We start from the raw sequence: 26,105 nt of genomic DNA, 5'->3' as shown, positions 1-26,105 counted from the left end.
GGTTTTCTTTTCCGTTTTTTTTGCAGCGAGAGCAATACAGCGCGTCAAGATGTTTGTACTGACAGGTAGCCCAAGCCTTTGTTTCTAATCTGAATTTGAAGAAGTCGCTCTCTCCATCCAACTGATAACGCGAGTGTGAGAGCCCTGTCGATTGACAATAAATAGACCGGTCTATTATTTATTGAATTACCGATAACAGCCTCTCGCCCGACCACCTCCCTGGCGCATCTGTTTTTTTGGAAAGTCTGAACAAATGGCACGAACTCGAAACGAAGCCGCATATGAAACCGCCAGAAGCAAGTTGTTGGACACCGGTCTGGATTTGATCCGGGAAAATAGCTTCGCCAGCGTTGGTATCAACGATGTGTTGAAAGCTTGTGGCGTTCCAAAAGGGTCTTTTTACCATTACTTCGACACCAAGGAAGCTTTCGGCATCGCGGTTGCCCGTCACTACAACGCACAGGAAGTGGCAACCGCGCAGAGCATTCTTTCTGACGTTTCGATACCACCTCTCAAGCGCCTGAAATCCTTTTTCGAAGGAGCCCGCCAAGGCATGAAGGATCGTGCCTTCGCGCAGGGTTGTCTGATGTGCAACCTGTCGACGGAGCTTGCAGATGAAAAACCGGAGTTTCAGGCTGAGCTGGACACGCATTGGCAGGCAATGGTTCGCGAGTTGACGGCTTGCCTGAAAGAAATGGACACATCCGACATCGGCCTTGGCCATCTCTCGGCCCATGAGGCTGCGGACTGGCTCATGAATTCGTGGAGTGGCGCGCTGACCAGAATGAAGGCGTGCCGCGACGACGAACCCCTGGCGCTTTTCATGCGCACAATCTTCAAGAATGAAGGAATTTGAAATGGCAGCTCCGAAAACCGTTTTGATTACCGGCGCCAGCCGAGGGATTGGTCTTTTGACCGCCAAACGTTTGGCGGACCGTGGGCACGTGGTCTATGCAGGCATGCGGGGACTGACAACACGAAACGAGGGAGCCGCCGCTGAACTTGCGGCATATGCCCCAGGCGCTTCCGGAACGATTGTCCCCATCGACCTTGATGTAACCGATGCGACAAGTGTCGACAGAGCCATCGAGGGCATTGAAAAGGATCGCGCGATTGATGTCCTGGTGAACAATGCCGGCGTGATGCCGGTCGGCCTGACCGAGGGTTTCACCATGAAGCAGGCAGAGGATCTGTTCGACGTGAACGTCTATGGCGTCATGCGGACAACAAAAGCAGTGCTTCCGCAAATGCGGAAACGTAGAACCGGTCTTGTTGTCAGCCTCAGTTCGGTAGCTGGCCGGTTTGGCATGCCGTATTTCGGTCTCTACTGTTCCAGCAAATGGGCGATGGAAGCCTATTGTGAGGCTTTGCACTACGAGCTTGAGCCATTCGGCATTGAATCGGTTCTTGTGGAACCGAGCGGTCACGGCACCGACCTCGTAACAACGGCACCGGCACCGGGAGATACAAGCACGGTGGGAGAATATGGCGATCTCTCAAATGGGCGAGACCGGTTGCTCGGCATGTTCCAAGGCATGTTTGATCAACGAGATGCGAGCACGGATGCCAACAATGTTGCAATGAAGATTGTTGAACTGGTGGACATGGACGGCCCTCGTCCCATCCGCACGCAGGTCGGCCATGACATGGGCGTTTCCGCACTCAACGATGCCGTCGCCCCCATCCAGGCAGAACTCGTGAACAGTCTGAAACCGGTTTATACCGGGGCAGCACAATAAGCGCACTGAGTTAGGTTTGCTGAAATCTCAAGCATGTTGTCGAATGGAATAGGCCGCATGGTCCGAAGAGTTAGCAAATGACCTTTAAGCGCCGCGAGGGATATCCTTCGCGGCGTTTGTTCTGATCAAAGCTTGAAACTCAAAATGCAGGTTCGGCAACCTGCATTCCGCCTGCAGCTCTGGACAGGCTCAAGCGCTGACGCCAACGAGCGCCCACAGGACAAAGCCTGGGAAAATGAGCATCGGTGCAAGCGTCAGCAACATGCCGACGGCTCTGCCGTTGCCAAACCCGGAATTCACCAGAGTGCCATAGTGAACGAGCCTGCCCAAAAGAAGGGAACAGCCGCCAGCCCAGAGAAGTGAGGTTGGAGCTCCGCAATATTCTGCGGCAGCCATTGCAAGCAACACGATCGGAACCGTTTCGGTGAAATTCCCGTGCGCGCGCATACGCTTGAGCAGCAGTTCATCGCCGCCATCCAGAAAATGTGTTTCCGTTTTCAGACGCCGAAGACCGACGGCAACCGTCATGGGGATCTGTACCAGCGCCAATAGGGCTATGAACAAGAGTGTCACTGGAAATGTAGAAACAATGTTCATGTCAAAACTCCTTCGGGAGTAGGGCGGCCGACCGGTCTGATCGACCCACCGGGACGCTTATTCCGCCGAAGGCGCTTCATAGGTGATCAGGGCGATTACGCCGCCAACCGGATCAACAAGTGTTGCCATCCGGCCGACACCTGGCACGCTCATTGGCTCGCTTGCGATTGTTGCTCCGAGTGACTTGGCCTTTTCAATGCGTGCATCAACATCATCGACCGTGACATATGGCAGCCAGCGGGAGGTGTCTGACTGTTCAGGTGGAAAACCACCAATCTTTTCGTCGCCATTGGCAATCACCGTGTAGGTCATGCCGGGCATTTCGATCTCTTCCGTGCCCCAGCCCAGAAGGTCTGTGTAAAACGCTTTGGCTTTTGATCCGTCGCCGCTGTGCAGCTCCATCCAGCTGAAGGCACCATGTGTTTGCATCGGATTGCTCATATCTCTTGTCCTCGTCGTTTGAAGTCCACCTGAAATGGCCAGGTGTTCTAAGAACGAATGAAGTTCGGCGATTCCGACAGGGTGTCGTATTTTTTTGAAAAAAGCAGGCGTCAGGCGCCTTTGGAGAGTTTCTGCAGTTTCTGTTCTATGTGCAGCCGTTCAGCATCCGTACCTGCCAGATCAAAGGCGCGCTTCAAGGCATCATAAGCGTCCTGTGTGCGGGCGAGGTCCGTCAACAGCGAGCCTTTGACTGCAAAATAGCCGGCATATCTCTCAAGCGATGACTGTAGGCCGTCCAGTCTTTCAAGTGCGAATTCCGGTCCGTGAAGTTTGGCAAGCACAACAGTATGATTGAGCGCGACCACGGGTGAGGGGCGAATGTGCTGCAGGGCTCGATAGAGCCGTTCGATTTCTTGCCAGTCTGTCTGGTCATAGGTTGCCGCCCGTGCGTGCGTGGCCGCAATGGCTGCTTCGATCTGAAGGTGACCAGGCTTCGCACGACGCAAGGCTGCCTCGAGAAGAACGGTTCCTTCGGCAACCAGTTTCCTGTCCCACAGGGATCGGTCCTGCAATTCCAGCGTCACCGCCTGACCGTCGGCTGTCAGCCTTGCAATTCGTCTGGAATGCTGGATGAGGCAGAGGGCGAGAAGACCGCGCAATTCCGGTATTTCGGGAAAGAGGCGCACAAGTAACCGGGCAAGGCGGATGGCCTCTTCACACAATGGTTCCTTGATCAGGGCAGTTCCCTGAGAGGCGGAATAACCTTCGTTAAAAACAAGGTAAATCGCATTGGCGACGGTACTCAGGCGGTCGGCCCGTTCGGCAGCATCAGGTTCTTCATAGGAAAGTCTGGCGGCCTGGAGCCGTTTCTTCGCACGCGTGATCCTTTGTTCCATTGTCTTTGGCTGCACCAGAAAGGCACGGGCGATTTCTTCCACCGTCAGACCTGCGACAACCTTGAGCGCGAGGGCAATTTGCTGGTCGCGGCGCAGCACTGGATGACAACACGTAAAGAGGAGCCGCAGGATATCGTCGCGGTAGACAGAACGATCAAGCGCTTCCGTCAGGTCTTCTTCCGGATTGTTTTCTTCATGTGCCGGTTCCAGATCTTCCGGCGCTGATAGGGTTTCCCTTCGCCGTTTGCGCAGTGCGTCTATGGCGGAATTCCGACCGGTGACGATCAGCCAGGCAACAGGGTCCTTTGGCAGGTCGTGTGGTTGCCAAATGCGAACCGCCTTGAGGGAAGCTTCCTGAAAAGCATCCTCGGCAAGATCAATGTCGCCAAATGCCCGGTTGAGCGCAGCCAGAACGCGCGGACGGGCCGCTCTAAGATGCGTCGATAACCAGGCGCTCGGCATTCTGGAAGTCTGCCCCTTCGAAATAGGCTACAGGTCGGATCTCGACGCGGCCGTTGTCAAAAGGCAGTTCTTTCACGGCCTCGATTGCGTCTTCCAGGTTGGCCGTGTCAATCAGATAGAAACCCATGAACTGCTCTTTGGTTTCTGCAAATGGCCCGTCGGTGACGACAAAGTCGCTGCTGTCCCTATTGACCGTGACAGCCGTTCCAGTCGACATCAGCTTGGTCGCCGCAGCAAAGGTCCGGTCGGACTTGGTGCGTTCGTGAAACGCCCCATGCTTCTTCAGGATTTCCTGATGCTCTTCCGGTGAAAGCGCGTCGTAGAAATCTTCACTGCCGTAAATCAAAACGGAAAAGAGCATTGCTGAGTTCCTCCGGTTCCCTAGGTTCGATCAAGGGACGTTTGTGCCTCAGCTTATCCGACAGGATGGGTCAAGAAAATCTCCGGAACGGTGATTTGTTGCAGGGCTTGTTTCATCCTGTCTATCAACACGGCACGAGCAATGGTCGTCTCGAAATGTCGATGAGAAGTTTTTCCTATCCCAGCCACCCGTCACGCTTCAGGATCTGATGTGTGTCATCAAGGGTTTTTGAGGCGGTCTCGATCAGGAAGTCGGCTTCTTCGTGGCTAAGCACGAGTGGCGGCGAGATGATCATGCTGTCACGGACAGCGCGCATGACCATGCCGTTCTGGAACGAGGCATCGCGGCAAATGGTGCCAACGGTTCCAACATCCTTGAACGGTTTGTGAGGGGCGTCTTTGTTTGGAACAAGCTCCAGAGCTCCCATGAGCCCGGTCATGCGGGCTTCACCGACAAGAGGGTGTTCACCCAGTTTTCGCCAGCGTTCCTGCAGATAGGGGCCGATGTCGTCTCTAACTCTTTCAACGAGGCCTTCGCGTTCAATGATTTCAAGATTGGCCAGCGCAGCAGCTGCGCAAACGGGATGCCCGGAATAGGTATAACCGTGGTTGAAGTCTTCACCCGCGTTCATCAGCCCTTCCGCAACGCGATCAGACACCAGGACGCCACCCATTGGCAGATAGCCCGAGGTCAGGCCTTTGGCGATTGGCATCAAGTCGGGTTCCATGCCGTAATAAGATGATCCGAACCAATCACCGAGACGACCGAAACCGCAGATGACTTCGTCGGACACAAAGAGAATGTCTCGTTCGGCGAGTATACGGCGGATTTCAGGCCAATAGGTCTCAGGTGGAATGATGACGCCACCGGCCCCCTGGATCGGCTCGGCAATAAAGGCGGCCACCTTGTCTTCGCCGATTTCGTCAATCGTCTGCTCAAGCTTGCGGGCGGCGGCAATGCCGAAATCGTCCGGGCTCATGTCGTGGCCTTCGCCAAACCAATAAGGCTGGTCTATATGATGAACACCCTGAACCGGCAGGTCACCCTGCTTGTGCATCGCCTTCATGCCACCGAGGCTGGTGCCGGCGAGTGTTGACCCATGATAGCCGTTCCAGCGGCCGATGATCACCTTCTTGTCCGGCTTTCCCTTCATGTCCCAATAGGTTCGCACCATGCGAAAAACCGTGTCGTTCGCTTCAGACCCGGAGGAACAATAAAACACCGTGTTGATATGCTCTGGCGCGAGCTTGGCCAGTTTTTCAGACAGGGCAATCGCCGGCGGGTGGGTGGTCTTGAAAAACGTGTTGTAATAGGCAAGTTCGTTCATCTGCTTGAAGACCGCATCGGCGATTTCTCGCCGTCCATGGCCAACTTGCACGCACCAGAGACCGGCCATTCCGTCAAGGATCTTCTTGCCGTCAGAATCCGTCAGCCACACGCCATCGGCATGCGTGATGATGCGGCTGCCTTCTTCGTTGAGGCTCTTCATATCCGAAAAGGGATGCCAGTGATGGGCAGCATCAAGCTCCTGCAGAACCTTGGTCGGATAGATGTTGGAATGGGCCGTCATGGCGTGAACTCCAATGGAATGAAATTGGCGGGATCGAGGAGGTCAAACATTGAGCAGGAGATATTCCCGCTCCCATGCACTGATCACTGACATGAAGGTTTCGAATTCCTCATATTTGATCGCCCTGTATGTCGCGACGAACTGCTCGCCAAAGACCTCGACCATCTCCTCGGACTTTTCAAACTTGGCCACGGCCTCCGGCAAGCCGCGCGGCAGCGACCTTGCTCGCTCGGAGCAATCGTCCGATTTGGGGGCGTCAGGCTTAAGCTCGTTGATGATGCCGAGATAGCCACAGGCAAGACTGGCGGCTATGGAAAGATAAGGGTTCGCATCGGAGCCGGGGATCCTGTTTTCAAGCCGCCTTGCATCAGCGCTGGAATAGGGAACCCGCAGCCCGACTGTGCGGTTGTCGTAGCCCCAATAGACGTTGACCGGAGAGGTCGAGGTCTTGGAGAACCGCCGGTAGGAATTGACGAAGGGCGCCATTATACAGGCGACCTTGGGCAGATATTTCTGGTGACCTGCAATGAAAGACAGGAAAGCCGGTGTCTCTTCACCATTGTCCCCGGCAAAGATGTTCTGGCCTGTCTGGCTGTCGAGCACGGATTGGTGAATATGCATGGCCGATCCGGGCTGGTTCGACATGGGCTTGGACATGAAGGTGGCGTACATGTCATGCCGCAGCGCCGCTTCACGGATCGTGCGTTTGAAAAGGAACACCTGGTCGGCCAGCACGAGCGGATGGCCGTGGCGCAGGTTGATCTCCATCTGCGCTGCGCCTTCTTCGTGGATCAGAGTGTCGATCTCAAGGCCCTGTTTTTCGGACAGGTCGTAAATGTCGTCGATCAGATCGTCGAATTCATTCAGGGCGGAAATGGAATAGGACTGCCGCCCCACCTCAGGACGGCCGGAGCGCCCGCGTGGCGGCTCAAGAGGGTAGTCCGGATCAGTGTTCGGGCGAACCAGGTAGAATTCGATCTCCGGCGCGATGACAGGGTTCCAGCCTTTGTCCTGATAAAGCTTGAGGATGCGTTTCAAGACGTTGCGTGGCGCGGTTTCAACGGGCGCACCGTCTCGGGTATAGGCATCGTGGATCAGTTGAGCGGTCGGGTCGGCCTCCCAAGGAACCGTGGTCAGTGTGCTGTAGTCGGGACGAAAATAGAGATCGCCATCGGTCGGGTTATGTTGAAACCTGTCGTCGTCTTCCGGGTAGTCGCCGGAAATGGTTTGCGCGAAGATTGAGGCAGGCATGGTCATGACCGAACCGGAGAAGAACTTCTCGGTCGGCATCATCTTGCCACGTGCCACACCGGCAATATCGGGAACCACACATTCGATATCCTGGATATTGCGGGCATGCAGCCAGTCGCGCGCTGCGTCGACATCCGGGACACCCCGAAGACTGTCGACGGGATTGGCGGATTGGCTGCCTGGATTGTCTGCGCTCACGTGAAGCTCCAATGGTCTAATGCGGTTTCGCGGCAGACTGGGCGGGGTGACCTGGTTGACCGGCCCGGAGCCGACCGCCGAATTCACGTTTGGAAAGGTCATCGCCTGCGCGAACGTTTAATTTGTGATCACAAAATGGCATGGCCTGACGGAAGGATCAACAGGCTCATGCGTCCGTAAGAATTTCCTTGCCCAGCAACCCCATGCCGTCGCTGATGTCGGCCGTCACTGCCGACCGCAGGGCAGGCCCGTTTTTCTGTTCGATTGCACGAATGGCCTCCTTGTGTCGATCTTCCAGGTTCGCCGTGCCGACGCGCCCATAGACCGTACGCATGAATGGCGCGAATTGCAGCCAAAGGCTGTCGATCAACGGCAAGAGCACCTTTGACAGCGACGCTCTATAGATCCGGAAATGAAAGGCATGGTTAAGCCTCATGTAGGCTTCGGCATCGCCGCCGATCAGATGGCGGTCAATCTCGTCATCGATTGAGATCAACGCCTTAACGTCCAGCGTCCTGAGATGAGGCAACGCAAGCTCCGCAAGTTCCGGTTCAAGCAACAAACGCGCTTTTAGAAGTTCGTCGAAACGATCTGGCGTCATGTCGGGCACCTGCACACGGCCATTGGGTTTGACTTCCAGCGCATTTTCCGCTGCCAGCCTTTGCAGGACTTCGCGCACAGGCATCGGGCTGACGTCAAGCTCTGTGGCGAGCCCGCGAATCGTTACCGCCTTCCCAGGAATGAAGCGGCCGGTCAAAAGACCGTTGCGCACCGAGTGATCGACCTGTTCACGCGTAGCGCCCCGTTTGCTTGGAACGGGACTTCCGTCCCTTTTCTCAATGCCTGATGGCCATGCAGTTTGCCGGACGGACAAGGATGGTCTCCAATCAGCCAAATGAAATCGCTGCTCGATCTGCCTTGACAGGGTTTTCCGAAAGTGATCACATTTTTGAAAAGGACGCAAACAAAAGCTGTCGGTATGGTCATGACGTGGAGTGACCTCGCGGTGACAAGGCAAGGGGCGTAACAGAGCACTCAATGAACGAGCTTCCCCATCAGATCCTGGAACACCCTGCGGAGCATGGATGGAAGGCCGGATTTGAAGCCTTCCTGGCTGCCCACCCGGATCTGGATACGCTTGAAGTCATCCTTCCCGATACCAACGGGGTCCTGCGTGGCAAGTGGCTGCCGGGCTCAGCCCTGCCGAAAGTATTCGAAGGCGGCGTTGCCTTCCCCTATTCACTGTTTGGTCTTGATGTCTGGGGCCGGGAAGTTGAAGCAACCGGCATGCATCTGGAAACGGGCGACAAGGATGGCGTCTGTTGGCCCATCCCCGAAACCCTCAAGCTGGTTCCCTGGGCGGACCGCAAAACAGCACAGGTTCTGCTGTCGATGTATGACCGCGACGGCGAGCCGTTTCTCGCAGACCCGCGTCATGTACTGGAGAACATGGTCGCACGCCTGAAATCCGAGTACGGCGTTTCGGCAACCTGTGCCTTTGAACTGGAGTTCTATCTTTTCCAGGAGAGTGACGGCGATTGGACCGAACAGCCCAAACCGTTGTTTTCAACGCACCTTGGTCCAGCTCGCCAGAACATGTATGCCTTGTCCGATCTTGAAGCGCTGCTGCCGGTTGTCGACGATTTGCGCAAGGCCTGTGAAGCGCAAGGCATACCGGCTGATGCCGCGGTTTCTGAAGCAGCGCCCGGGCAGTTTGAATTGAACCTGCACCATCGCCGCGACCCCCTACTTGCTGCCGATGATGTTGTACTCCTGCGCCGCCTTGTGGCCGGTGTTGCCAGAAAACACGAACTCAAAGCTTCATTTATGGCCAAGCCGTTTGTGGAATGGCCAGGCAACGGAATGCATGTGCACGTCTCCATGGAGGATGAGAATGGCAACCTGTTCGCCGACCCGGAAACGGGTGGCGAGCGACTTGGATATGCCATCAACGGGCTGCTGAAAACCATGCCTGAGGCACTGTTACTGTTTATCTCGACCTTCAACGGCTTCCGGCGCATGCAACCGGGATCGTACGCACCGGCGTCGATCTGCTGGGGCTATGACAATCGCTCGGTTGCCTTGCGTGTTCCAGCTTCCAGTCCTGAAGCCGCGCGCGTTGAGCACCGGATCGCTGGAGCTGACGCCAATCCGTATCTTGTACTGACGGGCATTCTTGCCGGGATGATGGAAGGGCTGACCTTGCAAAAGGATCCGCCGGCACCTGTCACCGGCAATGCCTATGAAAAGCGGAAGAAACGGCTGACACCGTGGATGGATGAAGCCATCGATGCGTTTGAAGCGTCCAAGCTTATGAAAAAAGCTGTCGGCAAGGAAATGCACAAGGTGCTGACGGAGATCAAAAGAGAGGAATTGAACGAATTCGGGCGAGAGATCTCGTCGCTGGAGCGCCAGACCTATTTGTGAGTTGACGCTGCACAAAATCGGCGCTGGACAAAATCCGGTGCCATCGCCAATCTGCAGGACAGACAAGATGCAAAAAGCGCGAATGTCCGTTTTTAATCAGGGACTAGGCCCCAACCGGGCCAACACAAACTCTGAGGGGAGTTTTCAGATGACGTTAAGAACCATGTTGACCGGTGTTGCTGTTCTCAGCCTGATGAGCGGCGCTGCACTGGCGCAGGACCGGACTGTGAATGTCTACAACTGGTCGGACTATATCGATGAGTCGGTCCTTGAGGATTTCACCAAGGAAACCGGTATCAAGGTCGTTTATGATGTCTTTGACAGCAACGAGGTGCTGGAAACCAAATTGCTGGCAGGCGGAACAGGATATGATGTGGTGGTTCCGACAGGGACTTTCCTGGCGCGCCAGATCCAGGCAGGTGTCTTTTCCGAACTTGAAAAGGACAAACTGCCCAACCTTTCCAACATGTGGAAAGATATTGAAGACCGCGTTGAGAAATACGACCCGGGCAATGCCTACTCCATCAACTACATGTGGGGCTCAACTGGCATTGGTTATAATGTCGACAAGGTAAAGGCGGCCCTGGGTGAGGACGCGCCAGTGGACAGCTGGGACCTTGTCTTCAAGCCGGAAAACATCGAAAAGCTGAAGGAATGCGGTGTCCACATGCTGGATGCTCCCGCGGAGATGATCCCGGCTGCACTCAACTATCTGGGCCTTGATCCGGACAGCAAGGATCCGTCGGAAATTGAGAAGGCAGGCGAACTTCTGAAATCGGTCCGCCCGTCTATTCAGAAGTTCCATTCGTCGGAGTACATCAATGCGCTTGCCAATGGCGATATCTGCGTGGCGATCGGCTGGTCGGGCGATGTGCTGCAGGCCCGTGACCGTGCAGCGGAAGTCGACAATGGCGTGACCATTGAATACGCCATTCCGAAAGAAGGCGCACAGATGTGGTTCGATCAGATGGCTATCCCTGCGGATGCGCCCAACAAGGCTGAAGCACACGAGTTTTTGGACTTCATCATGCGTCCGGATGTCATGGCCAAGGCGTCCAATGTTGTCTATTACGCCAACGGCAACAAGGCGTCTCAGGAATTTTTGAACGAAGACGTTATCGGCGATGCGGCGATTTACCCAGACGAAGCAACGGTTCAGAACCTCTTCACCACGACGCCTTATCCGCCGAAGGTGCAGAGGATTGTGACGCGCACCTGGACTGGCGTCAAAAGCGGCCAGTAACTGAAAAGACCGCCGGTTCTGGAAAGACCCGGCGGTTTTTGGTTTGGTGTGCTGAGGGGCCTCACGTTTTCCGGAAGAACCGGAAGCAAGGGTTCGCACGTTGCATGGATCGGCCTCGTGCGTTCGTGAGGACGCGTTAGGAAGCCGGTCAATCATCCGGTGGGGGATATTGTGGCAAAAAAATCAGTAGGGCCGGTGCGCAGGGAGTTCATGCCCTGGGAAAACCCCGATCATCCTCCCTTCATCGAATTTCGCAATGTTACCAAGAAGTTCGGTGACTTCACGGCTGTGAAGAACCTCTCTCTGAAGATCTACGAGAAAGAGTTTTTCGCGCTGCTGGGAGGTTCCGGCTGTGGCAAGACCACCTTGATGCGCATGCTTGCCGGATTTGAAACGCCAACCTCCGGTCAGATTTTTCTCGACGGACAGGACCTTGCAGGCATTCCACCTTATCGCCGTCCATCCAACATGATGTTCCAGTCCTATGCGCTTTTCCCGCATATGAGCGTGGAAAAGAACATCGCCTTCGGTTTGAAACAGGACAAGATGCCTGCCTCGGAAGTGGAGGCCCGGGTGTCGGAAATGCTGAAGCTGACCAAGCTGGAGCAATTTGCCAAGCGCAAGCCACATCAGCTTTCCGGCGGCCAGCGCCAAAGGGTGGCGCTGGCGAGATCCTTGGCAAAACGGCCAAAGGTCCTGCTGCTCGACGAGCCACTCGGTGCGCTTGACCGCAAGCTGCGTGAAGAAACGCAGTTCGAACTAATGAACCTGCAGGAAGAACTGAAAATGACCTTCCTGATCGTTACGCACGATCAGGAAGAAGCCATGACCGTTGCTGACCGGATTGCGGTGATGGACAAGGGCGAATTGATTCAGGTCGCAACGCCTGCAGAAATCTATGAAGCACCCAATTGCAAATTCGTTGCCGACTTCATCGGTGATGTGAACCTGATCGAGGCGAAGGTGACGGAGAAGACCGACACGCTCACCCGCATGACATCGGTTGTCGACAGTTTTGCCATCGAATGCGATCAGGCGACGGATGCCGGTGTTGGTGAAACCGTCTGGTATGCCATTCGACCGGAAAAGGTCCGTATCGCCGAAGGCAATGCCGAACCCGGCGGTGTCAATCAGATCGGAGGCGTGGTTTGGGACATCGCGTATCTGGGGGACGTCTCTATCATTCATGCCAAGGTGGGTGAAGACGATCACGATACGCTTCGATCAACCTTCGCAAATGTCTCACGCATCGTGGAAAAACCGATCACCTGGGATGACAACGTGGTGCTGACGTTCGACAGGGACGCCGGTGTGATACTGAGAGGATAGGGGGATGGCGGAAGAACACGTCGCACCCCCGGTCAGGCGGGGTCTGGGAGGCTGGCTACTGATTGCCATGCCCTACATATGGCTGCTGATCTTTTTCCTTGCGCCGTTCCTGATTGTCTTCAAGATTTCCTTGTCGCAAGTGGCGATTGCCATTCCGCCTTACGTTCCGACTTTCGACCTTTCGGAAGGCTGGCAGGCCTTTACAGACGGACTGGGCGAGCTGTCCCTGGAAAACTATGTCTGGCTCACCGAGGATGCGCTTTACTGGAAGTCCTATCTTTCCTCCGTCACCATTGCCGCGGTCTCGACCTTCCTGACGCTGTTGATTGGTTACCCGATTGCCTATGGCATGGCACGCGCACCGCAATCCTTGCGCCCGACGCTGCTAATGCTTGTCATTCTGCCGTTCTGGACAAGTTTTCTGATCCGTGTCTATGCCTGGATCGGCATCCTGAAGAACGAAGGTTTGCTCAATCAGTTGCTGCTGTCACTCGGTCTGATCAATGAACCGCTGGTGATCCTCAACACCAACATCGCAGTTTATATCGGCATTGTGTATTCCTACCTGCCGTTCCTGGTGCTGCCGCTTTATGCCAGCCTTGAACGTCTGGACGGCAGTCTTCTGGAAGCGGCTGAGGATCTTGGCTGTCCGCCGTGGAAGGCATTCTGGAAGATAACAGTGCCGCTTTCACTGCCTGGCATCATCGCAGGCTGCTTCCTGGTGTTCATTCCAGCCGTGGGCGAGTTTGTTATCCCGGATCTTCTGGGGGGCTCCAACACGCTGATGATCGGAAAGACGCTCTGGGTTGAATTTTTCAACAATCGGGATTGGCCTGTTTCCTCTGCTGTTGCCGTTATCTTGTTGCTGATCCTGGTGATCCCGATCGTTCTCTTCCAAAACCAGCAGCAAAAAATGTCGGAGAAAGAAGGATGACGCGCGGTCCGACCTGGTTCAACGTCACGTCTTTGGTCGTCGGGTTTTCCTTCCTTTACCTGCCGATTGTGCTTCTGGTGATCTATTCCTTCAATGACAGTCGATTGGTGACAGTCTGGGGCGGATTCTCAACGAGGTGGTACGCTTCTTTGTTGGAAAACGACCAGCTGCTTGATGCGGCCTGGGTGACACTGCGTGTTGCTTTCACGTCGGCCTGTATCGCAACGGTATTGGGCACTCTGGCTGCGCTGGTGCTTGTCCGGTCAGGCCGCTTTGTCGGGCGCTCGCTCTTTTCCGGGATGATTTTCGCACCTCTGGTGATGCCTGAAGTTATTCTGGGGCTTTCCCTGTTGCTGCTGTTTGTTTCGATGGATCAGGCGCGCGGTTTCTGGACCGTGATGCTGGCGCATACGACCTTTGCCATGTGTTATGTCGCGGTGGTCGTTCAGTCGCGCCTGGTGGGTTTTGACAAGTCCATGGAAGAAGCGGCCGAAGACCTCGGGTGTCCACCTGTCAAAACCTTCTTCCTGATTACACTGCCGATCATCCTGCCAGGTGTTATCGCCGGCTGGATGCTGGCCTTCACCTTGTCATTGGATGATCTCGTCATCGCAAGCTTCACCACGGGACCCGGCGCAACCACATTGCCGATGAAGATCTATTCCCAGGTTCGCCTGGGCGTGACGCCTGAGATCAATGCTGTCTGTACGTTGCTTGTCGGTCTGGTCACCATCGGCGTGATTGCAGCGTCAATCGTTACCAAGCGCCAGCAGGTGCAGCGGGAACGTGACGAACGTGCTGCGTTTGGAGCAGATAGCTGATCTTTGTTGTTCAGGCCCTGGGGGGCTTGAACAGATAGATCACCAACCAGACCGGCACCACAATGAATGCTCCGAGGATCATGTTCGGGACGGCCCAATCCCAGAATTCCAGCAGGTAGATCCAGAGCTGCATCGGACTGAGGCCAACAGAGCCCAAAATGTCCACGGCCGTAATGTTGACAAAAGACAGTCCCGCCCCGACGAGCAGGGAAATGACAGCGATTTTGAAGACTGTCGACAGGAACTGATACACAGCTATCGTTTTCTTTCAGAGTAAGTTTTGCTGGCGCTGTGCAGGAAACCACCCCAGCCCCTTGCATCGGCACTTCAGAATTCTTTGCTTTAACAATTTACATACCATAAACAACTTGGCAGAAAATCGGGAAGACACGCCGCAAACCGCTCGATTGAAGGCTTGGTAAACGCGCCAAATCGATTAAGTGACAGTGCATTCATGTTTTTCGCTGCAATGCGGCAAAGACATCTTGACCACGGAGAACCAAGCAGCGAATGTGCCGCTCACGCACCATGCGGTCTTTATTGGGAGTGAAAGATGAACAAAATTTATCCGGACGCAAAGGCGGCGCTTGAAGGCCTGACCTTTGACGGCATGACTGTGATGGCCGGTGGGTTCGGCCTGTGCGGCATTCCGGAAAACTTGATTGTGGCGCTACGGGACTCCGGCGCAAAAGACATCACCGCTATTTCCAACAATGCCGGCGTCGACGATTTCGGTCTGGGGCTGTTGCTGCAGACCCGCCAGATCAAGAAGATGGTGTCGTCTTATGTCGGTGAAAACGCGACATTCGAAAAACAGTACCTGAATGGCGAGCTGGAACTGGAATTCAACCCGCAGGGCACGCTGGCCGAACGCATTCGCGCTGGCGGTGCCGGTATTCCGGGTTTCTATACCAAGACCGGTGTCGGCACGCTGATTGCTGAAGGCAAGGAACTGAAGGATTTCAACGGCGAAACCTATGTATTGGAAACAGGGCTTGTCTCCGATGTATCGCTTGTGAAGGCATGGAAAGCCGACAAGGAGGGCAACCTCGTCTACCGCAAGACCGCGCGGAACTTCAATCCAATGATGGCAACTGCCGGCAAGATGTGTGTGGTCGAAGTGGAAGAACTGGTTGAAGTGGGCGAACTGGACCCGGACAACATCCACACTGCTGGCATCTTTGTTGACCGCATCATTGTGGGCAATCATGAAAAACGTATCGAAAAGCGCACGACGCGCGCAGCCTAAAGGAGACACATCATGGCTTGGACACGTGATGATATGGCACAGCGCGCTGCGCAAGAGCTTGAAGACGGTTTCTATGTAAACCTCGGTATCGGCATACCGACACTGGTTTCGAACTACATTCCCGAAGGTGTTCATGTGACCCTTCAGTCGGAAAACGGCATGCTCGGCATGGGCCCGTTCCCGACGGAAGATGAAGTTGACGCCGACCTGATCAATGCAGGCAAGCAGACCATTACCGAACTGCCGCAGACGAGTTATTTTTCCTCAGCCGACAGCTTCGGCATGATCCGGGGTGGTCACATTGATCTGTCGATCCTCGGTGCGATGGAAGTGGCTGAAACCGGTGATCTCGCCAACTGGATGATCCCGGGTAAGATGGTGAAGGGCATGGGCGGTGCCATGGATCTGGTTGCCGGTGTCAAACGGGTTGTCGTGATCATGGACCATACGTCAAAAGCGGGTGACCCAAAGCTCTTGAAAGAGTGTTCGCTGCCCCTGACAGGAGTTCACTGCGTCGACAGGATTATCACCAATCTCGGCGTTTTCGATGTCGTAGAAGGTGGTTTGAAAGTTGTCGAGCTTGCACCTGACGTGACACTCGACGAGGTCAAGGAGAAAACCTTGGCGACACTGGTTTAGTCGCTGTAAATCCGGTTTTTCAAAACATCGTCTGAATGAAAAGCGCCCGCAAATCGCGGGCGCTTTTTTGTGCATTGCGACGGAGACAACCCGGCCTCGTGAAAGCGCACACGAAACTTAGGGCAACAGAGCCTGCGAAGTTGAACAAGCGGTCGCGTTTTTTCAGTTACAGCGCACCCGCATCGTGGTCATTGGGCCGCGGTGCTTTCCTGTCGTTCGGCAAGCGGGCGGATCGCCGGAAAATCCTGATCGGTTAAAGTTTCTTTTGTCAGGAGCAGGTTGGCACCTTCATCAAGTTCCGTCCGGTGTGAAGTGAGCAGTTCCTTGGCGCGGGCAAAAGCCGTTTCGACACGGGTTTTGATTGCCAGGTCGATCTCGCGCTGTGTCTCGTTCGAAACTTCAACGACATCTCCGGCTGGCTGACCAAGGAAATTCTGCCGTTGAGCGGAATAGACACGGTTGCCGAGATCGCCCTCCATGCCGTAGCGCATGACCATGTCCCGGGCGATTTCCGTTACTTTCTGCAGGTCGTCCGAAGCACCGGTCGATATTTCGCCAAAGACGATTTCTTCTGCGGCCCGACCGCCCATCAGGACGGCCATCCGGTGTTCTAGGTCCTGGCTCGACAGAAGAAACCGGTCCTCGGTTGGCCGTTGCATCGTGTATCCCAACGCACCGACGCCACGGGGTATGATCGAGATTTTATGAACCGGATCGCACCCTTCAAGATTGGCTGCCACCAGCGCGTGACCCATCTCGTGAAAGGCGACCGTATTGCGCTCCTTGTCGGAAAGAATGCGGCTGCGTTTCTCAAGGCCCGCAACCACACGTTCCACGGCTTCATTGAAATCCTGAAGGGTAACAGCATCTGCCTTGCGCCGCGTTGCCAGAAGGGCGGCCTCGTTGACGAGAGTGGCGAGATCCGCTCCTGAAAAACCTGCGGTGAGCTGAGCAATCTGATCGAGATCGGTGTCCTCGGCCAGGATGATTTTCTTCACATGGACGTCCAGGATTGCCCGGCGACCAGGCTTGTCCGGGCGGTCGACCAGAACCTGTCTGTCGAAACGACCTGCACGCAAAAGGGCGGGATCCAGAATCTCGGGCCGGTTGGTCGCAGCCAGCAGAATGATGCCGCTGGAAGGATCAAAGCCATCAAGTTCCGTCAGGAGCTGATTGAGCGTCTGTTCCTTCTCATCGTTTGTACCCATCGCGCCGCTGGAGCGCGCACGGCCAAGGGCGTCCAGTTCATCGATAAAGATGATGGCAGGGGCGGCCTTGCGAGCTTGCTCAAACAGGTCGCGCACGCGGGCTGCCCCGACGCCGACGAACATTTCGACAAATTCCGAGCCGGAAATGGAAAAGAAAGGCACGCCGGCTTCGCCTGCGACTGCTCTTGCAAGCAGGGTCTTACCGGTGCCGGGAGGGCCGACCAACAAAATGCCCTTTGGTACATGAGCGCCCAAGCGACCATAGTCTTTCGGGTCTTTTAGAAAGTCGACAACTTCCTTCAGCTCCTGTTTGGCTTCGTCGACACCGGCCACGTTGGTGAAGCGGACATTGACGTCTGTTTCCACATAAACCTTGGCCTTGGACTTGCCGACGGTCATCATGCCGCCGATACCCTGTTTTTCCGCAAAGCGCCGGATGAAGAACATCCAGAGCCCGAAGAGCAGCAACACGGGCAGGACCCACGAAAGGATGTCTTTCAAAAACGTGCTTTGGACAACACCCTCGAATTTGACGTCGTATTTTGTCAGCTCTTCAGCGAGTGGAATGTCGACGCGGGTGGTGACAAAATACTGCCTCCCATCCTTCAGCGGTTCCTTGAACTTGCCCTGGATCGTGTTTTCCTTAACGGAAATCTCTTCGATTTTCTTGTCTTTGAGATACTGCTCGAACTGGCTGTAGGGAATAGGTTCGACATTCTTGTATGTCGTCCACCAGCTCTGAAACAGGAGCACCAGCATCATCGCCGCAAAGGCGTACCAAAGATTGATCTGGTGTTTCTTTTCCATGGAAGAACGTCCTGAGAATGCGCAGAAAGAATGGTGCCATTGGGACGACAAGACCACGTGCTGTCAAGGTTGCATCATCGACGAACCCGAAGGCTGTTGTCAGGTCGCGGGACCGACCTGGCGAGTGGACAGTTTTGTCCGGAACGATGATGCGCTGGAGCGAGCGAGGTAAATGACAGGGATCAGCCCGACAAGCACGATCGCCAGCGATGGCAAGGCCGCTTCTTCAAACGCTTCTCTTGACGCTGCTTCGAACACGGTTGTCGCAAGTGTTTCGAAATTGAAGGGCCGCAGAAGGATGGTGGCTGGAAGTTCCTTCATGCAATCAACGAAACTGAGGAGTGCCGCGGATAGCAGCACCGGCTTCAGGATCGGAAGGTGTACTTGTGTCAGAGTTTGGCCGCTGTTTCTTCCAAGCGTTCTGGATGCCATGTCCAGATGAGGCGTAATTCTGCCGAAGCCACCCTCTACCTGTCCATAGGAGACGGCCAGAAACCGGACAACATAGGCATAGACGAGACCTGTACCGCTTCCGAGCAGCAACAGACCAGTGTTGATGTTGAACCAGCTTTCCATTCTCGCATCGAGGAAATTGTCGAAATTGGCGAGTGGAATGAGAATGCCGATTGCCAGCACCGTTCCGGGGATCGCGTATCCGATTGAGGCAAGACGAACGGCAGTCTTCAAAGGACCCTTTGAGTTGAGGCGCAGGGCATAGGCAAGAGACACGGAGATAACGACAGTGAGCAGCGCCGCAACAGCTGCGAGGCTGAAACTGTTCCAGACCGTTTGAAGAAAGCCATCGGAGAAGAGGTCGTCGAGGCGTCGGCTTGCACGGTCGGCTAGAAGAAGACCCGGGACGATGAAGCCGACGATGATCGGTGTCAGGCAAAGCAAAAGCGCAAGTGCTGCCTGCCAGGCATTGAGGTTGAAACGGGTAGGAGGCCGTTGCTTGGAACCACCACCACTGTCAAAACGCTGCTTGCGGCGGCCGAACCGTTCCAGCCACAACAGCAGGAACACCATCAGGAGCATCGCCAATGCCAGTTGAGCCGCACCGCCCAGGCTCGATCTGTTGAGCCAGGTGTCGTAAACCGAAAAGGTCAACGTTTTGACGCCGAAGAATGTCACCGCGCCAATGTCGTTCAGGCACTCCATAAGCGCCAGGGAGACGCCAATGGCGATGGCCGGACGCGCCAGCGGCAGCGCAATGCGGAAAAACAATCCATAAGGTGAAGCACCCAGGGTACGCGAAACATCCAATGTGGACGCTGACTGGATCAGAAAGCTCGCGCGGGTGGTGAGATAGACATAGGGGTAGAGCACAGCGCCCATAACGAAAATCGCGCCACCTAGGGATCGGATTTCAGGAAACCAGTAATCTCTGGACGTTTTGAAACCGAAAACATCGCGGATCAGGCTTTGAACTGGCCCTGTATAGTCGAGGATTTCCACATAGGCGAAGGCGACAATATAGGTGGGAACGGCAAGTGGTACCAGAAGCGCCCAATCTAGGATCCTGCGCCCCGGAAAATTGCACATCGTGACGAGCCACGCAGTCAGGACGCCGGTAACGCCGGTGGTCAAGCCGACACCGAGCATCAAGAGCAATGTGGTTTGCGTTGCCCCTGGCAGAACAGTGCGCAAAAGGTGAACCCAGACCTCTGTTGCCGGCGTGAAGGCGATGACAACAATGGCACCAAGCGGCAACAGCACCAGAGACGCAATCAATAGTGCGGCGACTTGCCAGAAACGGTCTACAAACGTGAGGGAGGGCGTGCGCAGCAAAGCGGGTCTTCTAGTTGATAATGCTTCGCAAAAGCTCTAGCGGCAAAATGACAAAAATGCAAAAAACGCCGCTGGAAAGCGGCGCTTGATGTTGATGCCAATATGTCGGAATCAGGACGCTGGACCGTCGTCAAATCCGACCTTGTCGACAAGCTCACTGGCGGTCTTGCGGTTTTTGGCCACATCGTCGAGCGAGAGCGCATCGGGCTTCAGTTCACCCCAGCTCTTGACCCGCTCGGAAACCTCGACACCCGGGGTCACCGGATATTCGAAATTGGACTCGGCATAGATCTTCTGCGCGTTTTCCGACGTCAGGAACTCGATCAGCTTAACAGCGTTGTCCTTGTTTGGCGCATGTTTGGCCAGAACGACGCCGGCAAGGTTTACATGGCTACCGCGATCGTCGGTGTTCGGGAAAAGAATGCGGACGCTTTCCGCCCATTCCTTTTGCTCCGGCTCTTTGTCATTGGTCTCCATTTTGCCCATGTAGTAGGTGTTGCCAATGGAGATGTCGCATTCGCCAGCAAAGATGGCTTTCACCTGCGCGCGGTCGTTGCCGGCTGGCTTGCGAGCAAGGTTGTCGCGAACACCTGCCAACCACTCTTCGGTTTTTTCTTCGCCGTGGTGTGCGACCATCGATGCGATCAAGCCGATTGTGTAGACATGCTGACCGGAACGGGTGCAGAGTTTACCCTTCCATTTCGGATCAGACAGCTCTTCGTATGTGATGCTGTCCTGGTTGACGCGATCCTTGGACGCGTAAATGATCCGCGCACGGTTGGTCAAACCAATCCAGTGACCTTCCGGATCACGGTATTGGGCTGGAATGTTCTCATTCACAACATCGGAAGCAACTGGCTGAGTGACACCAAGCTGTTTAGCGCCGTCCAGGCGACCGATATCAACGGTCAGAAGAACGTCTGCCGGTGAGTTGGCACCTTCGGCGGCCATACGCTCGCCAAGGCCTTTGGAAGCAAAGACCACATTGGTTTTGACACCGGTTTCAGCCGTAAATGCATCCAGCAGCGGTTGGATCAGGAACGGTTGACGGTAAGAATAGATATTCACTTCACCATCGGCAAAGGCCGGAGCTGCGGCAAAGGTTGCTGTGGTCATTGCGAACGCACCTGTAAGGGCGCGAAGAGTGGAGCGCATGAAACTCTCCCAGTTTCTGGTTGGTTGTTCCGTTTCGACAAGTCCTGCTCATCGAGTGCCCGGAATATGTCGCGATACCGTACTCAAGTCAATAAGTTCAGTAAAATCAATAGTTTAGAATGATTCAAAACTAACTGGAGTTTTTGTCTCCACTATTTGACCAAAAACGAGAACAAAAACAGGAGTTTAAAACTCGACTTTTATTGTAACTGAGTGGTGTCCGTGGCATGTGAGAGTGTTCACGAAAACGTGAGCATGGTGTGCGGCAATTCGTTTCAGCAGCGGTAGAGAGCGACCGAAGGCTTGTCTTGCCATGTTTCCAGCAACGTCAGAATGTGTGTTGGCCCTGCACAGGCCAAGTACTCGGCTGCTTTCGCGACAACCGGCAAGTGCGTCGTCGCTACGGCGCGCACAAGCTTCGGAGCACAACTACCTGGTTCTCAAACTCAGGCACAATTTGCAGCTCAAGTCCTGTCGCAGACGCTATTCCGACAGGACCCGTTGCGTCGGGAAAATGATTTCCACCAATGTACCCTGGTCAGGTGTGGAATCGATATGGAAGCTTGCACGGTTGGCCTCGACCAGCGCCTTGGTCAGAGGAAGACCCAGTCCTGTGCCGCCACCGCGGCTGGCTGTGTGCAGTTGCCGGAAGGGTTCAAGCGCCGCAGCAAGCTGCTTTGCCGTCATGCCCGTACCGGTGTCGCGTACACGCAAGGCAACTTCACCATTGCTTTCTAGCGCCGTCGACAAAATGACCTGTCCGCTGGACTTGTTGTACTTGATGGCATTCGACAGCAAGTTGAGAACGATCTGCCGCAGGGAGCGCGGATCGGCAACGACCTCTGGAACCGAGTCCGGTAGGCTTGCCCTTATGATAACCTTCTCCCGGTTGGCCTGTGGCTGCATCAGCGCCACGCACTCATTGACCACATCGTTTGTCGAAACGGCCGTGAACTTCAAATCCAGCTTGCCCGCCTCGATCTTGGAAAGATCCAGCAGATCGTTGATCAGGCTCATGATGTGAGAACCGGATGTTCGAATGTCCTTCAGGTAGTCCTTGTAGCGGTCGTTTCCGATAGCGCCGAAACGCTCTTCCATCATCACTTCGGAAAACCCGATGATCGCGTTCAGGGGCGTCCGTATTTCATGGCTGATCTTTGCCAGAAAGTCGGACTTGGCAGAGCTTGCGTCTTCGGCCTGTCGCTTGGCCTGCGTCAGCTCTTCTTCAGCCGTTTTCCATTGGGTTATGTCGCGGAGTACCGCACAATACTTTGCTTCATCCTGACCGTTCGTGATGCGGCCCATGGTCATGAAGAGCGGGATCAGACCTCCGCTGGGCACTTTGCCAAGCACTTCACGGCCGTCATTGAGAATGCTGGCAACACCGTTTCGCGACAGCCCGTCCAGATAGTCCGCGGCCGCCCGATGGCTTTCCGGTGCCAGAAACTCGGTAAAGGGAGCACCAATCATGTCTGCGCGGTTTGCGCTGAAAAGCGCCTCAGCTGAACCATTGACCTTGAGGATAGTCCCGTGCTGATCAAGCACAAGCACGCCGTCGGTTGCCGTTTCCAGGATGGTATCCATCTCGGCAATCTGGTTCCGGGCCGTGTCGAGTTCGCCGCGCACTTCGGCAAAGAAGTTGGGTGATGTCGGTGCCGCGGCAGGCAGTGTTGCCTTCATTGGACGTTCGGTAATCGAGATCATCAGACCATAGCTTCCGTTCCAGGGAACAGAATGCATGTGAGCATCGACATTCAGAACGCCGCCATCGGCAAGACGAAGCTTCATTGCCTCATCGACTTCGCCGTCCATGCCCTCCGCATCCGGCAGTTCTTCGGTGTCGTCAATGAAAAGCGCTTCCAGACCGCCGGCTTCCGACAGAGCTGCAGTCGTCTTGTAGCCGATCATGGTCAGAAGAGCCTTGTTGGCATAAAGCACCTCGCGCTCATGCACGATAGAAATGCCGATTGGCAATCGGTCCAGGAGACTGGGATCGATTGGTCCGGCTTCAGGCAGGTCGGGCGGCAGCTCTTCTTCAGGCTCTTCAACGGGATCCGGCTCGTCAAAGTCTCCGAGGTCGCCTTCAAGCCGCGCACCGAGTGCTTCCGCGATCTTGCGGAATGCCTGGCGTTCAGGACGCGAAAGACCAGATGTGTCAACCGGCACCACGCGAGGTTTCACGGTTGCGAGCGGAATGACTTCACCGGTTTTTTCCGGCTTCGGCTCCGGTTCGTCATCGCCGTCGGCCTCAGCTGCCTTGTCTTCCTGCTCGAACGCCGCCGTTTCTTCAAAGAAATCCTGCTCGTCGGTGTCGCTTTGCTCAGCGTCGTCTTCGGCAGCGATTTCCAACGCATCGGTGTCGTCGCTCAGCGCGTCTCCGTTATCGTTGTCTTGCTCCCGGCTCGTCTCTTGCTGCTCGCCGGGCGTCTTGGCGTCCGCGTCGCCATCGTCAAAAAGGTCGGCCGTTGATTTTTCGTTGGCTTTGTAGGTTTTTGCCAACGATTTTACAGCGCTTTCGATTTCGGCCGGTTTGAGGGCCGCAGGTCCGGAAATGCCAACCGGCTCTTCGTCCAGAACTTCGGTGCCAGCCTCGCTCCGGCTTTCTTCGTTTTCTATCTTTTGTTCCGGAGATGCTTCGTCATTGGTCTGAGCGTCCAACTCGGCGGTGTCACCGTCATCTTCATCAATGGCATCGGTTGCGGTTGAGAGACTGTCCTCAGCTGATTGATCATCAGGCACTTCCGCCTCTGCGTTGTCGTCATCGTCGTCGAGAGGGGCATCAAAGTCGGTTGTGTCACTGATGTCGTCTTCAGTGTCGGAAGAGGACGCAGCGCCTTCCAAATTTGCGTCCTCAACCAAACCGGCGTCAGTCGCGTCCGCCTCAGTTCCTTGCGCGTCGCCCTCATCCAATGCCGCGGCCACCTGCTGCAACTCCTCAGTCAGGGAGAGCGGGGTGTCGGTCATTTCATCTGAATTGTCAGGCTCCGGTGGAGTTGTCGGCTCTTCAGCCGTTTCCTTGTGAGACTTGCCGGTAAATTTTGCCAGCGAACCAACAAGCGCAGCCGCGCTCGCACCAAGAAAAGTTTTGCCGGCAAAGGTATCGGGCTGCGCCGGTTTCAAATCCTGCAGGTCGTCAGGTTCAGATTTCGACGCCGTGTCCTCTGCAGCAGTACCTTCTTCCACGGTATCCAGATCTTCGCTGTCCTGTCCGCGAGTATCTGGGTTCTCGTCAACTTGTGGATCTGTGTGAGCTTCCAGTTCCACTTCTTCACTTGAAGGTGGAAAGTCGCCGGTTTCTTCCGGAATGTCTCCACCGACAATTTCAGTGCTGTCGTCAGAAACCTCTGCATATGTGTCCGCAATGGTTTCTTCATTTGATGCAGAGATCGCATCTTGACTGCTGTCTGCCGCGTCCTCGACGAATTCATCCGTGTCGGCGACGTCGGCAGCTGTCTCATCTTCGAAGTCGCTTGCATCGCCTGCAAGTAAGGCTCCGGCTGCGGCAACAACCAAACCGTTCTGGTCTTGAACCGCGTCGGCTGACCGGCAAACACCAAACCCGCGATAACCCTCAAACTTCCGATTTCTGTCAAAAGCGGGCAGGGCGGCCATGTCAACGGGAACGCGCAATGCCGCTCCGGTCACAGGCCAGTCGACGGTTTTCCCGCTCCAGGTGTCGCGTCGGTCGAGGGCTCTCGAAATCTGACCACGTGGGTCAAGATCGAATGCGCCGGCGACTTCAGCCCACGTTTTGCCGACAATGTCTGTCGCGCCCGGACCCAAGACGTCGGCAAACTCATCGGAGAGGAATGTAAAGCGCTGCTCGATGTCCATCTTCCAGGCAAAGCGTACCGGTCGCCGGAGCGGCTGAAACACAAATTCCCCGGAGTCCTCAGAGCTGTCCTCAATGTCTTCATGCTCAGGTTCTGCGGTAGCCGCGATAGTATCGCTACCGGGGCCGTCATCTTCCGCGTGATCAGCCCCGCTCGCACTTTCGGTTGCCTCGGCTGGTGGCTCGCCAGGTTCGGCCATTGCGATAGCATCGTCAGCGGGTGTTTCCAGCTCGAAATCGGCGCTATCTGCGTTCGTGTCGACTTCTTCAGCGTCGGCCCTCACCCATGCAGATGCGTTGTTTTCAGCCTCTGTGTTGTGATTATCGTCAGTATCTGAATCCGGTAGCGTGTTTTCGCTTTCCTGGTCAGCTTGAGAAGGCTCTTCATCATCGATGGCCAAATCGTCATCGGTTTGCGGCGTTGACGCCGAACTCGCGGCAAGCGCAGCTGCGCCAGCTCCTGCAGCCAAGAGCGCTCCCCCAGAAACGGTCTCAAGTTCAGGCTCATCGACCTCTGATCCGTCATCGATCAGCGGCGTATCTCCGAGGACGATCAGTTTCTGACCGGTGTCCAGATCGAGAGCGGCACCTTCATGCAGTCCGTCATTCATCTTCAATGGTCCGAAAACCGCATTTTGGCCGTCCGGTAAGTCGGGGTTTTCCGGGGTGCCTTCCAGCGTGCCAATGCGGTGTTCGATCTGGTCACCGGACATTACGAATGCGGTTGTTGAACTTGACGCGATCATCTGGGCAAACGTGTCAACGGGATCCTTTGTCGTGATAAGGCCCTTGTCGCCACAAACGATCAGGGCTGCAGTCTCACCGGTGTCGAGCTCCAGCTTCTTGCACTGGCAGGTCAACAGCATGACCCTCAGCCCGCGGTAGAACCGAAGCCGGTCGATGCTGAACTTGTCCGTTGCACCGCTTTCAGCGATGCGCGCGATGTGAGGGCGTGCCGGTGAACGCTCAAGGGATGCAAGTCCTCTCAAGTCGCTGATTGAGTGCGCGGAGAAAAACGACGCACCTGCCGCGTTGGCCCAAAGAATGCGCGCGCCGTCCGACGACCAAAGCCAGGCAGCTTTTTTGTCGGCGACGAGCTGGACCAGATCATCCTTGGCTGTCAGTTCCAGGAATGATTGGGTCGTACCGTCCATGGCT

Annotated in this window: 21 protein-coding genes; 9 read left to right on the top strand and 12 right to left on the bottom strand. The window is 55.4% G+C overall.

Features of this window, described 5'->3' with window-relative positions; genetic code table 11:
* The first annotated feature begins 253 nt into the window (after nt 1–253).
* Both K1718_RS23485 and K1718_RS23480 read left to right on the top strand, forming a co-directional pair.
* The gene (locus tag K1718_RS23485; RefSeq protein WP_265680650.1) at nt 254–856 is read left to right on the top strand and encodes a TetR/AcrR family transcriptional regulator; all 603 of its coding nucleotides are present in this window, start codon (nt 254–256) and stop codon (nt 854–856) included.
* A gap of 1 nt (nt 857) precedes the next feature.
* Complete coding sequence (locus K1718_RS23480) at nt 858–1,739, top strand: SDR family oxidoreductase (protein WP_265680651.1); 882 nt, start codon at nt 858–860, stop codon at nt 1,737–1,739.
* Nucleotides 1,740–1,928: 189 nt separating this feature from the next.
* On the opposite strand, the gene K1718_RS23475 is transcribed toward K1718_RS23480, so the two are convergent.
* The 7 genes from K1718_RS23475 to K1718_RS23445 all read right to left on the bottom strand — a co-directional run bounded on the left by K1718_RS23475 (nt 1,929) and on the right by K1718_RS23445 (nt 8,389).
* Complete coding sequence (locus K1718_RS23475) at nt 1,929–2,336, bottom strand: MAPEG family protein (RefSeq protein ID WP_265680652.1); 408 nt, start codon at nt 2,334–2,336, stop codon at nt 1,929–1,931.
* A 57-nt stretch (nt 2,337–2,393) separates the two neighbouring features.
* Nucleotides 2,394–2,777 (bottom strand): VOC family protein, encoded by a 384-nt coding sequence (locus tag K1718_RS23470; RefSeq protein WP_265680653.1) that lies wholly within the window; start codon nt 2,775–2,777, stop codon nt 2,394–2,396.
* Between the two features lie 110 nt (nt 2,778–2,887).
* Entirely contained in the window at nt 2,888–4,135 is a 1,248-nt protein-coding gene (locus tag K1718_RS23465; RefSeq protein WP_265680654.1) for an RNA polymerase sigma factor, read from the bottom strand.
* Nucleotides 4,104–4,496 carry a YciI family protein gene (locus K1718_RS23460; protein ID WP_152503235.1) on the bottom strand — a complete coding sequence of 131 codons (393 nt, stop codon included), beginning with the start codon at nt 4,494–4,496 and terminating at the stop codon, nt 4,104–4,106. Before K1718_RS23460 ends, K1718_RS23465 begins: the two co-directional genes overlap by 32 nt.
* A gap of 175 nt (nt 4,497–4,671) precedes the next feature.
* A complete protein-coding gene (locus K1718_RS23455) occupies nt 4,672–6,066 on the bottom strand; it encodes an aspartate aminotransferase family protein (RefSeq protein ID WP_265680655.1) in 1,395 nt (464 codons plus the stop codon).
* Between the two features lie 42 nt (nt 6,067–6,108).
* On the bottom strand, nt 6,109–7,515 hold the full coding sequence (locus K1718_RS23450) for a glutamine synthetase family protein (protein WP_247649278.1): 1,407 nt from the start codon (nt 7,513–7,515) through the stop codon (nt 6,109–6,111).
* A 166-nt stretch (nt 7,516–7,681) separates the two neighbouring features.
* On the bottom strand, nt 7,682–8,389 hold the full coding sequence (locus K1718_RS23445; RefSeq protein ID WP_335343009.1) for a GntR family transcriptional regulator: 708 nt from the start codon (nt 8,387–8,389) through the stop codon (nt 7,682–7,684).
* Nucleotides 8,390–8,553: 164 nt separating this feature from the next.
* On the opposite strand from K1718_RS23445, the gene K1718_RS23440 reads away from it, so the two are divergent.
* The 5 genes from K1718_RS23440 (at nt 8,554) to K1718_RS23420 (ending at nt 14,269) form a co-directional block, all read left to right on the top strand.
* Nucleotides 8,554–9,942: a glutamine synthetase family protein gene (locus K1718_RS23440; protein WP_152503232.1), complete on the top strand. Its 1,389-nt coding sequence runs from the start codon at nt 8,554–8,556 to the stop codon at nt 9,940–9,942.
* A gap of 148 nt (nt 9,943–10,090) precedes the next feature.
* Complete coding sequence (locus K1718_RS23435) at nt 10,091–11,185, top strand: polyamine ABC transporter substrate-binding protein (protein ID WP_265680656.1); 1,095 nt, start codon at nt 10,091–10,093, stop codon at nt 11,183–11,185.
* A 210-nt stretch (nt 11,186–11,395) separates the two neighbouring features.
* On the top strand, nt 11,396–12,514 hold the full coding sequence (locus K1718_RS23430) for an ABC transporter ATP-binding protein (RefSeq protein ID WP_152504440.1): 1,119 nt from the start codon (nt 11,396–11,398) through the stop codon (nt 12,512–12,514).
* Between the two features lie 4 nt (nt 12,515–12,518).
* Nucleotides 12,519–13,448: an ABC transporter permease subunit gene (locus tag K1718_RS23425; protein ID WP_152503230.1), complete on the top strand. Its 930-nt coding sequence runs from the start codon at nt 12,519–12,521 to the stop codon at nt 13,446–13,448.
* Nucleotides 13,445–14,269: an ABC transporter permease gene (locus K1718_RS23420; protein WP_265680657.1), complete on the top strand. Its 825-nt coding sequence runs from the start codon at nt 13,445–13,447 to the stop codon at nt 14,267–14,269. Before K1718_RS23425 ends, K1718_RS23420 begins: the two co-directional genes overlap by 4 nt.
* A 10-nt stretch (nt 14,270–14,279) precedes the next feature.
* Here K1718_RS23420 and K1718_RS23415 read toward each other — a convergent pair whose 3' ends face one another.
* Complete coding sequence (locus K1718_RS23415) at nt 14,280–14,522, bottom strand: DUF6460 domain-containing protein (RefSeq protein ID WP_152503228.1); 243 nt, start codon at nt 14,520–14,522, stop codon at nt 14,280–14,282.
* 300 nt (nt 14,523–14,822) lie between these two features.
* Between K1718_RS23415 and K1718_RS23410 the strand changes: the two genes are divergently transcribed.
* Nucleotides 14,823–15,518, top strand: coding sequence for a CoA transferase subunit A (locus tag K1718_RS23410; protein WP_152503227.1), 696 nt, complete (start codon nt 14,823–14,825; stop codon nt 15,516–15,518).
* A gap of 12 nt (nt 15,519–15,530) precedes the next feature.
* Nucleotides 15,531–16,157 carry a CoA transferase subunit B gene (locus K1718_RS23405; RefSeq protein ID WP_152503226.1) on the top strand — a complete coding sequence of 209 codons (627 nt, stop codon included), beginning with the start codon at nt 15,531–15,533 and terminating at the stop codon, nt 16,155–16,157.
* A gap of 188 nt (nt 16,158–16,345) precedes the next feature.
* Here the strand turns inward: K1718_RS23405 and ftsH are convergent, their stop codons facing one another.
* The 4 genes from ftsH to K1718_RS23385 all read right to left on the bottom strand — a co-directional run bounded on the left by ftsH (nt 16,346) and on the right by K1718_RS23385 (nt 26,101).
* The gene (gene ftsH, locus K1718_RS23400) at nt 16,346–18,172 is read right to left on the bottom strand and encodes an ATP-dependent zinc metalloprotease FtsH (protein ID WP_265680658.1); all 1,827 of its coding nucleotides are present in this window, start codon (nt 18,170–18,172) and stop codon (nt 16,346–16,348) included.
* Nucleotides 18,173–18,271: 99 nt separating this feature from the next.
* On the bottom strand, nt 18,272–19,960 hold the full coding sequence (locus K1718_RS23395) for an ABC transporter permease (protein ID WP_265680659.1): 1,689 nt from the start codon (nt 19,958–19,960) through the stop codon (nt 18,272–18,274).
* A 111-nt stretch (nt 19,961–20,071) separates the two neighbouring features.
* On the bottom strand, nt 20,072–21,115 hold the full coding sequence (locus tag K1718_RS23390) for a Fe(3+) ABC transporter substrate-binding protein (RefSeq protein WP_265680660.1): 1,044 nt from the start codon (nt 21,113–21,115) through the stop codon (nt 20,072–20,074).
* 483 nt (nt 21,116–21,598) lie between these two features.
* A complete protein-coding gene (locus tag K1718_RS23385; RefSeq protein ID WP_265680661.1) occupies nt 21,599–26,101 on the bottom strand; it encodes an ATP-binding protein in 4,503 nt (1,500 codons plus the stop codon).
* Nucleotides 26,102–26,105: the final 4 nt, after the last annotated feature.

Source organism: Roseibium porphyridii (genome assembly GCF_026191725.2).
Classification (GTDB): domain Bacteria; phylum Pseudomonadota; class Alphaproteobacteria; order Rhizobiales; family Stappiaceae; genus Roseibium; species Roseibium porphyridii.
This window is presented reverse-complemented; position numbering and strand designations above follow the sequence as displayed.

Coding starts and splice junctions, on each gene's coding strand:
- K1718_RS23485 (WP_265680650.1), top strand. CDS start 254: ATGGCACGAACTCGAAACGAAGCCGCATATGAAACCGCCAGAAGCAAG.
- K1718_RS23480 (WP_265680651.1), top strand. CDS start 858: ATGGCAGCTCCGAAAACCGTTTTGATTACCGGCGCCAGCCGAGGGATT.
- K1718_RS23475 (WP_265680652.1), bottom strand. CDS start 2,336: ATGAACATTGTTTCTACATTTCCAGTGACACTCTTGTTCATAGCCCTA.
- K1718_RS23470 (WP_265680653.1), bottom strand. CDS start 2,777: ATGAGCAATCCGATGCAAACACATGGTGCCTTCAGCTGGATGGAGCTG.
- K1718_RS23465 (WP_265680654.1), bottom strand. CDS start 4,135: ATGCCGAGCGCCTGGTTATCGACGCATCTTAGAGCGGCCCGTCCGCGC.
- K1718_RS23460 (WP_152503235.1), bottom strand. CDS start 4,496: ATGCTCTTTTCCGTTTTGATTTACGGCAGTGAAGATTTCTACGACGCG.
- K1718_RS23455 (WP_265680655.1), bottom strand. CDS start 6,066: ATGACGGCCCATTCCAACATCTATCCGACCAAGGTTCTGCAGGAGCTT.
- K1718_RS23440 (WP_152503232.1), top strand. CDS start 8,554: ATGAACGAGCTTCCCCATCAGATCCTGGAACACCCTGCGGAGCATGGA.
- K1718_RS23435 (WP_265680656.1), top strand. CDS start 10,091: ATGACGTTAAGAACCATGTTGACCGGTGTTGCTGTTCTCAGCCTGATG.
- K1718_RS23430 (WP_152504440.1), top strand. CDS start 11,396: ATGCCCTGGGAAAACCCCGATCATCCTCCCTTCATCGAATTTCGCAAT.
- K1718_RS23425 (WP_152503230.1), top strand. CDS start 12,519: ATGGCGGAAGAACACGTCGCACCCCCGGTCAGGCGGGGTCTGGGAGGC.
- K1718_RS23420 (WP_265680657.1), top strand. CDS start 13,445: ATGACGCGCGGTCCGACCTGGTTCAACGTCACGTCTTTGGTCGTCGGG.
- K1718_RS23410 (WP_152503227.1), top strand. CDS start 14,823: ATGAACAAAATTTATCCGGACGCAAAGGCGGCGCTTGAAGGCCTGACC.
- K1718_RS23405 (WP_152503226.1), top strand. CDS start 15,531: ATGGCTTGGACACGTGATGATATGGCACAGCGCGCTGCGCAAGAGCTT.
- ftsH (WP_265680658.1), bottom strand. CDS start 18,172: ATGGAAAAGAAACACCAGATCAATCTTTGGTACGCCTTTGCGGCGATG.
- K1718_RS23390 (WP_265680660.1), bottom strand. CDS start 21,115: ATGCGCTCCACTCTTCGCGCCCTTACAGGTGCGTTCGCAATGACCACA.
- K1718_RS23385 (WP_265680661.1), bottom strand. CDS start 26,101: ATGGACGGTACGACCCAATCATTCCTGGAACTGACAGCCAAGGATGAT.